At 43.2% G+C, this 15,591-nt stretch carries 11 protein-coding genes; 4 read left to right on the forward strand and 7 right to left on the reverse strand.

What is annotated here, in order from left to right; all coding sequences use genetic code 11:
- Positions 1 to 69 precede the first annotated feature (69 nt).
- From IQ13_RS01145 to IQ13_RS01175, 7 genes are all read right to left on the reverse strand, one after another.
- Positions 70 to 1,341, reverse strand: coding sequence for an NRAMP family divalent metal transporter (locus IQ13_RS01145; protein WP_144883672.1), 1,272 nt, complete (start codon positions 1,339 to 1,341; stop codon positions 70 to 72).
- Positions 1,342 to 1,455: 114 nt separating this feature from the next.
- The gene (locus IQ13_RS01150; RefSeq protein WP_144883674.1) at positions 1,456 to 2,553 is read right to left on the reverse strand and encodes a D-TA family PLP-dependent enzyme; all 1,098 of its coding nucleotides are present in this window, start codon (positions 2,551 to 2,553) and stop codon (positions 1,456 to 1,458) included.
- A gap of 311 nt (positions 2,554 to 2,864) precedes the next feature.
- Positions 2,865 to 4,301: a family 43 glycosylhydrolase gene (locus IQ13_RS01155; protein WP_144883676.1), complete on the reverse strand. Its 1,437-nt coding sequence runs from the start codon at positions 4,299 to 4,301 to the stop codon at positions 2,865 to 2,867.
- A gap of 48 nt (positions 4,302 to 4,349) precedes the next feature.
- On the reverse strand, positions 4,350 to 5,111 hold the full coding sequence (locus tag IQ13_RS01160; RefSeq protein WP_144883678.1) for a protein kinase family protein: 762 nt from the start codon (positions 5,109 to 5,111) through the stop codon (positions 4,350 to 4,352).
- 176 nt (positions 5,112 to 5,287) lie between these two features.
- Positions 5,288 to 5,587, reverse strand: a complete 300-nt coding sequence (locus IQ13_RS01165) for a hypothetical protein (protein ID WP_144883680.1) — start codon at positions 5,585 to 5,587, stop codon at positions 5,288 to 5,290.
- 132 nt (positions 5,588 to 5,719) lie between these two features.
- Positions 5,720 to 10,654, reverse strand: a complete 4,935-nt coding sequence (locus IQ13_RS01170) for a LamG-like jellyroll fold domain-containing protein (RefSeq protein ID WP_144883682.1) — start codon at positions 10,652 to 10,654, stop codon at positions 5,720 to 5,722.
- Between the two features lie 226 nt (positions 10,655 to 10,880).
- Positions 10,881 to 11,912, reverse strand: a complete 1,032-nt coding sequence (locus tag IQ13_RS01175; RefSeq protein ID WP_144883684.1) for a hypothetical protein — start codon at positions 11,910 to 11,912, stop codon at positions 10,881 to 10,883.
- A 126-nt stretch (positions 11,913 to 12,038) separates the two neighbouring features.
- Here IQ13_RS01175 and thrS point away from each other — a divergent pair, with 126 nt between their 5' ends.
- The 4 genes from thrS (at position 12,039) to rplT (ending at position 15,547) form a co-directional block, all read left to right on the forward strand.
- Entirely contained in the window at positions 12,039 to 13,970 is a 1,932-nt protein-coding gene (thrS, locus tag IQ13_RS01180) for a threonine--tRNA ligase (RefSeq protein WP_144883686.1), read from the forward strand.
- An 85-nt stretch (positions 13,971 to 14,055) separates the two neighbouring features.
- The gene (infC, locus tag IQ13_RS01185) at positions 14,056 to 14,634 is read left to right on the forward strand and encodes a translation initiation factor IF-3 (protein WP_144883688.1); all 579 of its coding nucleotides are present in this window, start codon (positions 14,056 to 14,058) and stop codon (positions 14,632 to 14,634) included.
- 324 nt (positions 14,635 to 14,958) lie between these two features.
- The gene (gene rpmI / locus IQ13_RS01190; protein WP_144883690.1) at positions 14,959 to 15,156 is read left to right on the forward strand and encodes a 50S ribosomal protein L35; all 198 of its coding nucleotides are present in this window, start codon (positions 14,959 to 14,961) and stop codon (positions 15,154 to 15,156) included.
- A 46-nt stretch (positions 15,157 to 15,202) separates the two neighbouring features.
- Positions 15,203 to 15,547: a 50S ribosomal protein L20 gene (rplT, locus tag IQ13_RS01195; protein WP_144883692.1), complete on the forward strand. Its 345-nt coding sequence runs from the start codon at positions 15,203 to 15,205 to the stop codon at positions 15,545 to 15,547.
- Positions 15,548 to 15,591 lie beyond the last annotated feature (44 nt).

The raw sequence follows: 15,591 nt of genomic DNA on the forward strand, positions 1-15,591 counted from the left end.
AAAAGAAAATGGTGCATTGCTTTCTAACAGGTAGGCCAAACCCGGAAAATGAACTTTTTTTTGTGGAATTTATTCAGTAAAAAACTGCAGGTAAAGTAGTACAGCAGCACTAACCGTCATAATCAGCAATGCAGCGATGCCGAGGATATTTTCTGTACGGCTGTTTACATTATTGCCCATAATTTCTTTGTTGTTGGAGATATGCAGGATGATGGCAATTAATACCGGTGCTGTAATACCGTAAAGAATGGCTGTATAGATCAATGCTTTTATGGGAGAGATTCCAACATAGTTTAACGAGAGGCCGAGTAGCAGTGAAAGCGCAATGATGACATAGAATGCTTTTGCCTCGTGAAACTTTTTATCGAGACCTTCTTCCCAGCCAAAGGTTTCGGTGATGATGTACGAGATAGAACCGCTTAAGACAGGAATCGCTATCAGGCCTGTGCCGATTACGCCAATTGAAAAGAGGAGATAGGCTAAATTTCCTGCCAAGGGTTTTAAGGCACTGGCTGCCTGTTCAACGGTATCGATCTGGTGAATACCTTCTTTAAACAAAACCGAACCGGTGGTGAGTATAATAAAGTACATCACAAAACCGGAAAAGGTCATACCCATATCCACATCTTTGTTGATGGTATGTACCAGCTTTTTGTCAACAATCAAATGTTTTTTCTTGTGTCTCATTTCTTCTACTTCCACAGCCGCCTGCCAAAAAAATAAGTAGGGAGAAATAGTGGTACCCAGAATACCTACAAGAATAGCAATGAACTCTTTGTTGAAACGGATGTCAGGAATGAATGTTGAACGGAGAATTGCAGTAAGATCCTGTTTGTATAAAAAAGGCACTACAAAATATACCAGCATTACAATGCAGAGATATTTTAACGTGGCTGCAATTTTTTGATAGGGCAGATAAATGATGAGCCCGATGAGCAGCATCGTAAAAAATACACTGAAGTACGTTGCATCAATAGCAGGAAACAACAAGTTGCCTACAGCACCCATACCGGCAATATCTGCACCAATGTTGAGCACAATAGCAGGAAAGCTGAAGAGTAACATGAGGTACAGCACCGGCCGTGGGTAATGTTTTTTCAACGTGCCTGTTAACCCTTGCGATGTAACGATGCCGATGCGTGCACACATTTGCTGGATCACGGCCATTAACGGAAAAGCAACAATGGATGTCCATAGTGTAGATAAACCATAGGCCGCACCCGCCTGCGAGTACGTAGCAATACCGGAAGGATCATCGTCACTTGCGCCTGTTACCAGCCCGGGACCGAGCTTTTTCCAGAAACGCAGCAGCTTTTGCGAAAAACTTTTTTTATGATTCATGCAGTACGTAATTGTGGATCGGAGATTAAAAGGTACGATAAGGATCTTTCTTCATCACTGATCAATCTCATACATTCTGCTTTTTGTTGTTGTTGAAATGCGGGGGCGGGTTACTTAAAGGGTAAGGGAACGGTCTCTTGCTACAACTTTCCAGGTTGTAACAGCTTCGTTATTTTCAACAACCACAGCTTTATTGTACAACGCAACTGTAGGACAAATATGTACCGGCACACCATACAATACATCGCCTACTTTAAAAGCACTGCTATCGGTAACTTTTGCAACCAGGTGTTCTTCGCTTTGTGCATAAGGCGTTACATCGGGTGCGTTTAAAAAGTGTACACGGGGCAATGGATTTTCTGCAGCAATGGATTTGTGCCCCAGATCGGTGGTGATGGTTTGCTCATCTACAATCGAGATCACTCTTGTTGCAACAAGTGCAGCATACTCAAACGGCTCATCGGGCAGCTGCTGTTTGTAACCCCAATCCCAATACACAAATGTGCCGGGACTGCATTCTACATGTCGGTTAACATGTGTAGGAAAGCTGGGTGATCCTCCTGCAATAATTGTGAGTGGTTTGTTGGTGAGCTTTTCAATTTTTGTTGCCAGTGCAAGTACTTCATCAAATGCGGCATTGCTTTTTTGCTGTCGTTGTTCCAGATCGGTATCTCTTAAATGTCCATCGTACGCATGCAGACCTTTGAACTCAATGCCGGGTAATGTTAACAGCAGTTCAGCTAAAGCAAATGCGTTGGCTGGTTTAATACCGCTTCTGTTCATGCCCGTATTCAGATCAATATAAACAGCAATGGTTTTATTGGCTGAAGAAAATAAATTGGATAAGACGGTTGCCGTATACGCATTATCAGTTACGCAACTGAATGTTGTTTGCGGGTATTGTTGTACCAGTGTCAATAAACGTTTTGCTTTTGGTCCAACGGGTTGGTAAGCCAGTAACACATCCTTTGCATGCAACATCGCCAGCATTTCTGCTTCGGCAATGGTGGCACATTTAAATTTGGTAATACCTGCTGCCATCATCATGGCACATACTTCGGCTGTTTTATTTGTTTTTACATGGGGGCGAAGCAGGTTTACATCCTTGATCATAGCAATGGCATGAGCAATATTTTGCTGCACACGCTCTTTATACACAAGCAATGCAGGCGTATCAATACTGTCAATATTGTTGATGTTATACCAATTCATAAAAGCAGGTTGAATAATTTAAAACTACTTGATTGAAGTAAGACAGCCAAATGCAGATTCGATTGCGGGGAGGAGGCAGACCATACCTGTAACGTTCTCATTTTCGTTCAACCGGCATGGTATGAATATTTGGCTGCATTACATTAGTCAACAAAGTTCTTTAGTTAAACTGATTCATTCGTGCAACGCTCAAAGCTTTCAAAACGTTACGGTTGCTGTTCGGGTAAAAGAGATACTTGAAATACAAAAAAACGCATCATCCCGGAGTGGCAACGTCAGCCCGGGATGATGCGTTCATATAAAAAATACAATCAGTGAGCTCTGAAATTCCATTTACAATTATCGCTGTTAAAATCAAATTCTGCCAGCGCAGGAGTGCTGTCTCCTGAAGATACCAGCACCAATTTTTTCCCTGAATTGGGAATTATCTTCGGCATTATTCTGTAGGTGCCATCTGTCAATTGATCGATTCGCCATAATTGCTCTGGCGCACCGGTAAATGCCGGTACAGTAATTACTTCAGCATCGGCAGTAGCCGCTAATGTGCGGTCTGTTCCTGCCAATACAATTTTATAATAAGGTCCGCCCAAATAGCCTGTTGTATCAGGTGCATCTGTGATCGTCCACTGTTGATGCGGGCGTGACATATAATCACCTATTCGCAAATTAATCGTTCCTGTTGGCCAGTTTTTAATCACATCTGCCAGTTGTTGCGGTGGAACAGGTTTGATAGGTTCATTGTTTGGTTGACCAAACCCACGAGGGCCGCCAGGCATTCTTGTAAAATCAACTGCCAGCTCTAATGCATATCCTCTTCTTACGGATTCAATTTCATACGTACCTTCTTTAAATTTTTCTCCGGCTACAGGCCAACCATCTTTCCAAACCAATGGAAGAATACCTAACACACTTCGTCCGCCTTGCTCAAGATCTGCTTCATAATGCAACGACATTTTTTCAACTCCTTTTTCCAGCTTGATGTGTCCAAAATGTCCGGGACCTATTAAGTTTCCACGTGTAGCTACCACCATTTTGCCGCCACCTTCCAGCATGCTTCTTCCTACGTTATCGAGGTAAGGACCTGTTATTTGTTTTGAACGACCCACTACAACATTATAAGTTGAGTTGGCACCATCGCAGCAACTGCCATGTGTGGCAAGGAGGTAATACCAACCATCACGATACGTTAATGTGGAAGCTTCGCATACAATGGCCACATCAATAGGTTTGTTTCCTTCTTTGAGTTTGCCGGTTTTAGGATCCAATTCAATCAGTCGTGTGAATCCAAAGTAAGTACCGTATGTTAACCAAAGACGTCCTGTGTTTGGGTCTAACATTACACCGGGATCAATGGCATCGTTTTCTTCGTAACCATCAGATGTGGCAACAACAATTGGTTCAGAATAGTTGAAGTCGGGTGATGTTGGATCCAGTGTTTTATTCCACATCGTAAGAATGGCGCCTTTGTGGTTGCTTGATCCGCCGGTTGCTCCATATATTACGAGATAGCGGTCGCCAATTTTAATTGCATCAGGAGCAGCACCACCTCCCGGTCTTACTGCACCGCCATACCATGTCCAACCATCTGCTGAAATTAATCCGCCGCCACCGGTGCCGAACGTATAATACTTTCCGTTACATTCAACAATGGTTGATGGATCATGGATAAATGGTCTTCCGATTTGAGCTGATGCTATTTGAAAGAATACTGCTAACAAAGCAGTGATGGAGATGTGCATTCGTTTCATACTAATGATTTCAGAATAATTGAATGGCTGTAACAGCCGGAAAATTTTTTATTGGTAACTGATGCTGAGGTTTTTGATAGGCGATCCTTTTTCATCTAAAAAACGAACGCAGAAGTTCGCCATGCCCGGCCCGTTAATTACTGCACCACGTATAATGTTCTTTCCTTTCTTTAATGTTAAACGGGATGAGGTAGCATTATCAACAATCATATCCCTGTCGCCTGAAAGCAGCAGTGCTTCCTGGCCATTCAACCACCACATGCTTGCTGAATTACATCCTGCAGTCATCCGCACATTTTTCATTTCTGTCGGACAGTCAATAACAGTAACCAACCAAAAAAGAACGCCGTAGGGCGGTTTGTTAATGGCGTAAGTGAAATGGTATAAATTAAAGTTGAATGTTTTACTTTCTAAAGCATACCATTTTAATTCCTGGTTACCCAGCTTTATCATGTCGCCGTTTTTCGGAACACTGTTATAATCGTTCGAAAAATTATCGGCGGCGAAAGTTGTGCGGAGATAGTTGTCGGTAAAAATATTATTGCGGGCAATGTCTTTCCTCACGGGTTCAAGCACCAGCCAACGTTGAATGAATCCCTTTTCGTTTGTAGTTTTTTTGGCAGGCGAAGCAACAATAAAATGTTTGGAAAGCGTATGCGTTGTATCGCCTTTAATGGGGATGGGAGGTAATGATGGCCGTGGTGGTGGCTGACCCGGCGCCTGCGCATATGCATGAATGGCGGTTAATTGTACCAGTGATAGCATCACAAAAGCCATAGCCGGCAATAAGGAGCTCTTTTTTTTGTTCATTGCAGATTTCTTTATATGGTGACGTTGTTTCTGAGCTGATGAAACAAACCTACAAATGAAACTTTAGCTTTATGTACAACAAACACCGCCGTATTATTATACACAATCGGGTTGTTTGCATTTGTTTTTGGACTGGTTTCTTCTAACCAAAAAAGTCCTTTGCACATGCATGGGGCTCATAAGCAGCAAACCCAAATGTTTCCGGGCGATGTCCGGCGCAGCCGACTCGCCGCAGTATGAAAACGGATAAAGAAAATTAGCTGTTGTTCCGTTAACACTTCGATTACCGCAAATGCTTTCTTACAATATGTTTCTGACACATCGCCTTGGAAAGAGGGAGACTCGGCAGCAAAGGAAAGCTTTACATCTTCGACCATAGTAATTGCATGAGTAATGTTTTGCTGCACATGGTCTTTACAAACAAGCAAAGCAGGCGAATCAATTGTATTGCTATTCTTAACCTCGTACCAGTTCATAACAATCAGTTGAATAATTTAAACAACTGTTTGAAGGAATACGACCAAGTATGAATTGCACCCTGTTGATGCATATATCAACAAAAACAGGATAGCGTTTGCTATCCTGTTTTACAAGCTTTAACGGTTTGCTTATTTTTGAACGACCAGTTTTTGTGTGGTTATCTTTCCGTTTACAGAAAGTTTCAGGAAGTATAACCCGGCTGATAGATTGGAAAGATTGTAGCGTACAAGGTGGTTACCGCTGTTCGTACCTCTGTCGAGGGTTGCTATTTTCATACCCATCAAATTGTATACATCCAGGCTGTAGTTTTGCGCATCTGTTATATTGAACCGTATAACTGTCTGCTGTGTTGCAGGATTGGGCGAAACAGTTAAAAGTATATTTTCATTTTGTTCCATTTCGTTTCCGCTGCTTCTTGCATTGGCACCTGCAGAACATGCAGCAAGCATATAACCTTTGTTGAGCATAGCTGGAACGGCAGATGCTGCAATACAAATTGATTTATTGTCTTTACAGATAAGCAGCTTATCCATATTGTTGCCGCAGCGTGCATCTATTACTTTCAGAGCAATTTGCGCAGAGGCCTTACAGCCATATTCGTTTGCAGCTTCAACTGTATAGGAATAATGGCCTGCGCTTACAGGAGCAAATGTTGTTACTGCTGTTGAAGCAGAACTGAGGTTATCTGCAGGGGTCCATACAAAACTGTTTTGGGTGCTGTTGGCATCTGCAGCTGTTAAGGTTAATTGCTGTGCACCATAACCCAGTACAACAGTATTTGCATCGGTATTTGTTAGGGTAGTATTACTGCGGCTTATTGTGATTGCAGGAGCAGGAACAGATCCAACAACAGTAACAATTGCAGTGGTTGTATTTACATTGTTATTGTTATCGGTTACGGTTAAAGTGATGGTATGTTCTCCAATCTGGCTGCAATCGAAAGTGGTTGAGTCGATGCTTACAGACCGGATACCATAATCGTCGCTACTGCCATAATTAACCTGTTCAGCAGTTACGGTTACAGTTCCGTTTACTAAAGGAACAGCAATGTTTCTAGCCAGTGCAGTTGGTTTGGTGGTATCAACAACGGAGAACGACCAAACATCGCCTGTTGCCACTTCGCCATCCCGAACAGCATCAATACGCCAGTATAAATTACCAAGTGTACTGATGTTCGGTAGTGTATAAGTTTGGTCTGCTACAGCTGTTGCAGCGGCAGAAAGATTGTTGGCGTTATTACCCGTGTACACATTGTATGTTTGTGCGGCGCCTTTCCATTTTAACTGTACCGAACCGTAGCTTACTTGCGGTTCTCCATTTGCCGGAGAGGGATCGGTTACTTTGTTTACCAGTGGCGCTCCCTGCTGTATACGTTGTATTTCCTGTGCTGTTAGTGCATAGTTATACAGGCGTATGTCGTCCAGCTTATCATGGAAGGGTTTATTCTCTAACGAATTGCCGATAAGCAATGGAAGGTTTAAACCTGTATTACCGTATGTTGCACTGTAGGCAATGGATCCTGCTTCTACACCATTGATATAAACCTTCAGGCGTCTGGCGGCAGTATCTTTTACGGTGATGATATTTGTCCAGCTGTTATTGAATGGAAAATAAGGGGATGCCTTTTTGAGATTTACATTCAAACTTACTTTCGTTGAAGCATCGTCAATAGAGAAAGTAAGGGTACTGTCTCGCAGCTGCAGGCCGTACCATTTACCGCCGGGGTCTGTAAATTTTCCTTTGTGGAAGAGATAACAGTCTTTGTTAACAGCAGAGTTATAGTTACTGTTACTGCTGCTCAGGTTCACCCACATTGAAACAGTAAAGGAGTTTCGGTCGAAAAGCAGATGATCTGCGTGTTGCACGGTAACTGCACTTGTAGCAGCAGGGTTTAAAAAGTTTAATCCGTTTGCAAACCTGCCTGCAATCCATTCTGCTCCGGGCATATTATTTACTGCGCCATGCCATTGGTAATTGCTGTTATCCGTTACAACGGTTCCTGTAGTTTCATCGAATTTGTAATGTGCCACCATTCCTTTGGGAGAAACTGCTTTAAAGTTCCAGACCGTGCCGGTTGTAGTGCCCGCAGCACCAATTGCATCTACACGCCAGAAATACATTGTTCCTTTTTGCAGATTAGTGAATGTAACAGAAGGATTTGTAACTGTCGCATCAGCAAGAAAAGAAAGATGATTGGCATCTGTTCCAAAATATACTTTGTATGATGTAGTGTTGATTTCGCCTTTCCATGATGCGCTGACCGTTTCATCGTAACCTTCCAGAATGGTGCCGGTGGCTAATGTAGGTGCATAGGGCGTAATGGGCAAGGGACTGGTATGAAACAGTCGCAACACATCCACATCATTTAATACATAGTTGAATACTTTAAATTCATCGAGCATGCCTTTGTAAGGAGCAGGTTTGTTGGTGGTTGTTAAAAACTCCAATTCGCCAATGTTGCCAAGGATAAAATCGCTTTCTTCTCCAATAGCTTGTGCCGCACCGGTACCTGTTGCCTGTTCTTTAATCATTTGTCCGTTGTTGTACACCCGCAATTTTTTGGCAGCAGTATCACGCACAATCACTACATGTACCCAATCGTTTACAAAAAAGGGCACCCCGCTTGTACTAAGCTCGTACTTGGTGATATCATCATCAATGGCAAAACGGAATTCTTTGTTCTTGAATTCAATATCAAAACGTTTACCTGTTGCACCAGTTGTTGTGTTTTTGGTGATTGAACCTTTGCATAACAGATACGAGCTTGTATTATTATCGGGTGGCAGCATGGAAGCAGGAGCTTTCATCCAGAATGAAATGCTGAAAGGTGTTTTATTGAGATAGAGATGGTCTTTATGCGGAATACTTACCACATATTTGTCAACCGATGCCGTTGCAAAATCTACAGCACCATTTACTTTGCCGGGTACACGAATACTGAGGTCATCATCATCCAAACCCAGAATGCCGTGGTTGGCGTATTCCGAACTGTCGATGATGTCTATGCCTTCCGTTTCATCGAAACTCCAGTAACCGATTAATCCTGCAGGGAATGTTTTTGTTGTGCGGAAATTCCAAACAGTACCAGTGGTTGTTCCTTTAGTATTAATTGCATCAACACGCCAGTAATAAGTTGTATATTCTGTGAGGTTATTAACCGTAAATGAGGGACTTGCACTGTAAGTAACAGAACCCAGCTGTGTAAGATTGTTTTCACTTGTACCAAAGAAAACAGCATAGCTCACGGTATTGCTGCTACCACTCCAGGTAAGTTTTACACTGCCGTTAACAGGTTCTGCCTGTTGTGCATTATTGGTTGGGTTAGGGTTTGACGTTACTGTTGGTGCCGAAGCAATGGGCGGCGTTGTAACAGAAACAACCGGACTGTAGGCCGACTGTGCAGTTGCAGAAACTGCTTTTAAACGATAGTAATAGGTTTTGTTAGGCAGTAATCCTGTTACATCATCGTACGAAACTGTATTGGCCACAGGTTGTGCAACCGGAGTAAAAGTTGTTCCATTTTCACTACGTTCAATTATAAAATCAGTTTCGTTATCGGCATTGTCTTTCCACTTTACAACAATCTTACTGTTAGGCGATGGCAGTTCAAACGAACTTGCGGTTAATGTAACAGCAGTAGGATGTTTAACGAAGTCTGCTGCGGGTGTGTTTACAAGAGAGTTGATGTATACTTCAATGTTCAGATATTGCGGCATACTTGTACTGAAGGCAGTTGCATCAGCTGCATTGTTTTTATTCAAACCATTTGCATCTTCCCAAACATCAGGCATGCCATCACTGTCGCTGTCGGTTGCAGCCGGGGCATTAAACACATTACCAACTCCGCCATTTGTAAATGGCAAATCCGTTTCACGGTATACATAAAATCCATTCACCCCTTTCGATGCTACTTCGCTTATGAGCAATGCATCAACCTGATCACGACGTGGATAATTGCTGCCTGCATTATTCATTACATACTCGTATGCCTGTGCAGCACTCAAAGATGGATTGGCAGCAGGATAGGGGAACGGAGCTGTTTTAAAACCTTCGTCGGCAATGCCGGGGTAACCGGTTGCTGAACTATTGTAGGGTACCTCATCACCATCTAACAAACCATTACGGTTATTATCGAAATAGTTACCTGCACCATACAAATAAAAAGTACCTGTTCCCCTCGAAAACGGCGATGCCTCGCCTGGTGGTGTCAGCGGACCACTCATGAAGTAGTTGTTGATGATGTTTACTTCCGAAACACCCGATGATCCACCCATAATATATGCTTCACCCGACCAACCATAGTTCAGATTGTCGCCTAAACGGTTTCCATTTCCCCAGTTGTATATTACATTATTAACAAATTCATTTACGCCTTTTACTTTCGGGTTACGGGTTTTATTGCTGATGTACAAGTTTTTAATGAGGCTCACTTTTCCGCCATCGGGTGTTTGAATCAAACCACCTGCAGAGTGGTTTTCTCTGTGCAAACCTTGTGCAATTATGGAGTTCTGAATGCTGATGTTGTCGGGCGCTGTGCCTTTACCATCCCAGTTAATTGAAAATACTTCATCCATGCCCCATGAAAACGACATGTGATCCATGATCATATTGTTGCCGTTTGCTAGACCCGAAGCATCTTTTCCAGAATTGCCGGTTGCACCTAATCGGAACCGTAAGTAACGGCAAATGGTATTGCTTGCGCCGGTAAACGTAACTCGTTTATTGAAGATGGTGATACCGTCACCTGGAGCCGTTTGCCCTGCAATTGTACAGTTGGCCGAGACAACCACATCACTTTGTAAGGTGATGATACCGCCAACGGCAAATACGACTATACGACCAGGCTGGCTTACGGCATCACGAAATGATCCTGCACCTGAATCGTTAAGGTTCGTTACAATGTAAACCTGTCGTGTGGCATTGGCTCTGGCACCTTGTGCATAGCGACCAAAACCTTCTGCTTCGGGGAAAGCCAGTGTTTGTGCGTTAAGAAATTGATTGGAAAAAAGAGCGCATAGTAATAGCCATATAGGCGCTGCGGTAAGCAGAGTACTTTTTTTCATTGTGGCAAGTCAGTTTAGTCCATGAAATTAGTAGAGCAGATGTTTTAACTGTCCTGCACTGTTGACAAATGTGTGTTGTATGTTGAAAGCAGCATGTAATAACGAGCCGCTAATAATGCTTCAGTAAGATTTATAACAATCGATAAGTGTGAACTGAGGGAACAATAAATAAACTAAAAAAGCCACTGCTTACACAGTGGCTCTCAACTAAGATTTATTTTTTACGTTAACTCTTAAACCGAAATACTACACTGCCGTTCTTCTTATCATCGGCACTCAAAAATACCTTGTAGTAGTGTTCACCATTCTGTACACGCATAATGGCGGTGTTGGGCGGTACACGTCCCTGGTTTTCGGCATACATCGTTAAGGTGTTGTCTCTTCCTTTAATGGCTTTCAGTTTAAGGGTAATCGGTTTGTCGCTGAGTGTTTTTTGCGAAGCAACCACTTCACCATTGAACAATACGGTAATAACATCACCATCAATTTCTGCATTATCATAGAGGTTTACAGTAATCTCTTCTTCTTCAATCGGAATCGTTTCAAATACTTTGCTTTCACGCTTCTCTAAACCATTAGGAAGTTTAGGTGCAGGAATAGTGGTTGGTTTTACTTCTGTTTTCGTTTGTGGTTCGGTGTTGTTTTCAACTTTTGTAATTGCAGGACCGGTAACAACAGGCGTTTCTTTTTTAGGTTCTGTTGTTGGTGTTGTTGCCGGTTTTGTTACCGGCTTGGTTACAGGTTTTTCTACAGCCGGTTTGTTCGGTGCAGGGTTTGCACGGGCTGTTGTGTTTTGCGGTGGAGTGGTAATGGTATTTTTTACCAGCTGCTTGCGCATCAGTGTGGTAGAACCTACACCGCACTTATCAATGTCTCTTGCACCTTTCCAGGTGCCACTCAATTCTTCTGTTTCGCCTTTGCGGAAATACGTGAGCGTATGCATTTGCAGGCAATCAATCTGATCGGGCGGTGTATTTTTCTTGATCACTTTTACTTCGGTAGAAGTAAGCGTTTTACTGCCCGGATCGATGGTGCCTTTTATTTCGCAGATGGTATAAAAACGTTTACCTGCATAATTAAAGTAGGTCGTGGATGTGCCCGTAAAGCTGTTGCCCCGTGCTTCAATTTCCAGTACATATTCGGTTTGGCTGCCGGGTTCGCTTTTGGAACTGAAGCTGCCGGTCCACTGACCACTGTATTTCTGGGCAAAGGTCTGAGTAGTGCAAAAAAGGAAAGCAAGTAGTATTATCTGTCTCATTGTGTAAGTTCAAAATCAGCCTGCAAATTACACATTTGAAAAAAAAGGCTTCGGGTAAGGGTTTGTTAATTTTCAAACGGTTAGCTTTTGTTACCTTTGCTATCCAAAAAAAATCAAGACAAGTACATGAAGATCAGTTTTCCGGATGGAGCAGTGCGGGAGTACGAGCAAGGTGCATCGGCTCTTGATATTGCTAAATCAATCAGCGAAGGTTTGGCAAGAAAAGTATTAGCAGCAAATGTAGATGGCCAGGTGTGGGATCTTACTCGACCCATTACACAGGATGCATCGTTGAAACTGCTGACGTGGGATGATGCTGATGGAAAGAATACGTTCTGGCATTCCAGCGCTCACCTTATGGCCGAGGCGGTGGAATCGCTTTTCCCCGGCGTAAAATTCTGGGTGGGACCTGCTTTGGATAAAGGATTTTATTACGACATGGATCTCGGTGATCGCAAGATGACCGAAGAGGATCTTGCTGTGCTGGAAAAGAAAATGAACGAACTGGCAAAGAAGAACAATCCTTACCAGCGTAAAGAAATTTCCAAGCAGGATGCCATCGCTTATTTCACCGAAAAAGGAGATGAGTATAAGCTTGATCTGTTGCAGAACCTGGAAGATGGCGGTATTACGTTCTATACGCAGGGCGATTTTACCGATCTGTGCCGTGGACCACATATTCCGCATACAGGTTTCATCAAAGCCATCAAACTTACTTCTATTGCAGGTGCGTATTGGAAAGGCGATGAAAAGAACAAACAGTTAACCCGTGTGTACGGTGTAACCTTCCCCTCTCAAAAAGAGCTGGATGAATACCTGGCAATGCTGGAAGAAGCAAAGAAGCGTGACCATCGTAAACTGGGTAAAGAACTCGGCATTTATACAATGGATGATGACACTGGTCCGGGTTTGCCCTTGTGGTTACCCAACGGAACCATCATTATTGAAGAGTTGGAAAAGCTGGCCAAAGAAACAGAAGCAGCAGCAGGGTATAAGCGTGTGGTAACACCGCATATTGCCAAAGAAAGCATGTACCTCACCAGCGGCCATCTGCCTTATTATGCAGATAGTATGTTCCCGCCGATGGAAATGGATGGTGAGAAATATTATCTCAAGGCGATGAACTGTCCGCACCATCATAAAATCTTCGATGCAGAACCAAAGAGCTATAAAGATCTTCCGTTCCGTATAGCTGAATATGGTACTTGCTACCGTTATGAGCAGAGTGGGGAGTTGTTTGGTTTGATGCGTGTACGTTGTCTGCACATGAACGATGCGCATATCTATTGCAACCGTGAGCAGTTTGCCGATGAGTTTCGTGCAGTGAATGATATGTACCTGAAGTATTTCAAAATCTTCGGTATTGATAAGTATGTGATGCGTTTAAGCTTACACGAACCAAGCAAACTCGGACAGAAATATGTGAACGAACCGCAGCTGTGGCAGGAAACAGAAGCGATGGTACGCAAAGTGCTCATCGAATCAAATATTCCGTTTATTGAAGTGCACGATGAGGCTGCGTTCTATGGTCCGAAAATTGACGTACAGATCTGGAGCGCTATTGGCCGTGAGTTTACACTGGCCACCAACCAGGTTGATTTCAACAGCGGAAACAAGTTTAAACTGTCGTACACCAATCAAAATAACCAGCCCGAAGTACCGTTGATCATTCACCGTGCTCCATTAGGTACACACGAACGATTCATCGGCTTCCTGTTAGAACATTATGCCGGTAAGTTCCCGTTATGGCTGGCGCCGGTGCAGGTAAAAATCCTGCCCATCAGCGATAAGTTCATGGATTATGCAAAAACGTTGCGGGATAAACTGAAAAAAGCAGATATTCGTGCAGAGATTGACGACCGCAGCGAAAAAATCGGTAAGAAAATCCGTGATACAGAGTTGGCGAAAGTACCTTACATGCTGGTAGTTGGTGAAAAAGAAATGAATGAAGGAAAAGTAGCCGTACGTAAACAAGGGAAAGGAGATGCAGGTGTGGTGGATGCCGATGAATTTGTTGCAGCAGCCGCTCTTGAGATCAGCGAACGTAAATCAGATTAAACAAATTTCTCTTCAATTCCCCGGAAGAGAATTATAAACAAAAAATGAATCATTGCTCTGCGCAGGGGATGGGAGCAACATTAGTATGGCATTTCCACAAAGACCTCCAAGGGGACGTTTTGTTCCCCGTAAAGAACCAGAACATCGCATCAACCACATGATCCGTGTACCGGAAGTACGCCTGGTTGGTGATAACGTAGAGGTGGGTGTTTACCCAACTCAGAAAGCTTTACAGATTGCCCAGGAACTGGGTCTGGATCTGGTAGAAATTTCTCCGCAGGCAGTTCCGCCTGTTTGTAAAGCAATCGACTACAACAAATTCCTTTACGAAAAGAAGAAGAAAGAAAAGGAAATGAAGGCCAAGAGTAAATCGGCCGAGTTGAAGGAGATCCGTTTTACACCCAACACCGATGACCATGACTTTGATTTTAAAGCCAAGCATGCCGAAAACTTCCTCAAGGAGGGTAATAAGGTAAAAGCTTACGTGCAGTTTAAAGGTCGTGCCATTCAGTTTAAAGAAAGGGGAGAACTGGTACTGTTGAAGTTTGCCGAGCGCCTGGCCGAAATTGGACAGGTAGAAGGCTTACCCAAGCTGGAAGGAAAGCGGATGTTGATGATTATTTCGCCTAAAACAGCGAAGAAGAAAAAAGAGAATGCAGAATAAGTATAGAAGCCGCCCCTAAACGAGGCGGCTTTGTTTTGTAATTGTGCATCTCAAAAAACGTCACCTCGACGAAGGAGAGGTTTTCTGCATTTCGGTTTGCATGCAACTTTAGCGATGTCTCGTGCCTCTACATGACGGTTTTCGGCGTATTTGCCGGTATTCTGCAAAAAAATGGCTCTTATTTCCTTCATTTTCGCACTTATTCCCTACATTTGCGCTCCCAAATCGGGAAGCTGGAAACAGCTTGGTATTGCCCAAACGGCCCCCTAAGTGTTCTGCCTGTGCAGAGCCGCCAGCCGGGTATCATTCTTAAAGCGCAGTCAAATGCCAAAGGTAAAAACCAATTCAAGTGCCAAAAAAAGGTTTAAAGTAACCGGCACAGGTAAGATCACTCACCAAAAGAGTTTCAAACGTCACATCCTCACAAAGAAGTCTAAAAAGCGTAAGCGCAACATGCGTATTGACGGTGAAGTAGCAAAATCACATGTTGACTTTGTAAAACGTTTATTGCGTCTGAAATAAGAGCCGCACAAACAAACTTCAATTTATCATTCAAAAAAATTAAGATATGCCCCGTTCAGTAAACGCAGTTGCATCAAAGCAGCGCCGCAAAAGAATTCTCAAGCAAGCCAAAGGCTTCTATGGCAAACGTAAAAATGTATATACCGTTGCCAAAAACGTTGTAGAAAAAGGTATGACCTACTCTTATGTAGGCCGTAAACTCAAAAAGCGTGAATACCGTGCGCTCTGGATTGCACGTATCAACGCTGCAGTAAGAGAAGAAGGTTTAACGTACTCTCAGTTCATCAACAAACTGAAGGTGAAGAATATTGACCTCGATCGTAAGATCCTTGCTGATCTGGCGATGAACGAACCTGCCAGCTTTAAAAAGTTGGTAGAATCGGTAAAGTAATATCTGCATACAGATAAAACGAAAGCCCCGACAGCAATGTTGGG

Origin of the sequence: Lacibacter cauensis, from assembly GCF_007830055.1 — a bacterium.
GTDB lineage: Bacteria > Bacteroidota > Bacteroidia > Chitinophagales > Chitinophagaceae > Lacibacter > Lacibacter cauensis.

Excerpts from the sequence above, each read along its gene's own strand:
- IQ13_RS01145 (WP_144883672.1), bottom strand. The coding sequence starts at position 1,341 with ATGAATCATAAAAAAAGTTTTTCGCAAAAGCTGCTGCGTTTCTGGAAA.
- IQ13_RS01150 (WP_144883674.1), bottom strand. The coding sequence starts at position 2,553 with ATGAATTGGTATAACATCAACAATATTGACAGTATTGATACGCCTGCA.
- IQ13_RS01155 (WP_144883676.1), bottom strand. The coding sequence starts at position 4,301 with ATGAAACGAATGCACATCTCCATCACTGCTTTGTTAGCAGTATTCTTT.
- IQ13_RS01160 (WP_144883678.1), bottom strand. The coding sequence starts at position 5,111 with ATGAACAAAAAAAAGAGCTCCTTATTGCCGGCTATGGCTTTTGTGATG.
- IQ13_RS01165 (WP_144883680.1), bottom strand. The coding sequence starts at position 5,587 with ATGAACTGGTACGAGGTTAAGAATAGCAATACAATTGATTCGCCTGCT.
- IQ13_RS01170 (WP_144883682.1), bottom strand. The coding sequence starts at position 10,654 with ATGAAAAAAAGTACTCTGCTTACCGCAGCGCCTATATGGCTATTACTA.
- IQ13_RS01175 (WP_144883684.1), bottom strand. The coding sequence starts at position 11,912 with ATGAGACAGATAATACTACTTGCTTTCCTTTTTTGCACTACTCAGACC.
- thrS (WP_144883686.1), top strand. The coding sequence starts at position 12,039 with ATGAAGATCAGTTTTCCGGATGGAGCAGTGCGGGAGTACGAGCAAGGT.
- infC (WP_144883688.1), top strand. The coding sequence starts at position 14,056 with ATGGCATTTCCACAAAGACCTCCAAGGGGACGTTTTGTTCCCCGTAAA.
- rpmI (WP_144883690.1), top strand. The coding sequence starts at position 14,959 with ATGCCAAAGGTAAAAACCAATTCAAGTGCCAAAAAAAGGTTTAAAGTA.
- rplT (WP_144883692.1), top strand. The coding sequence starts at position 15,203 with ATGCCCCGTTCAGTAAACGCAGTTGCATCAAAGCAGCGCCGCAAAAGA.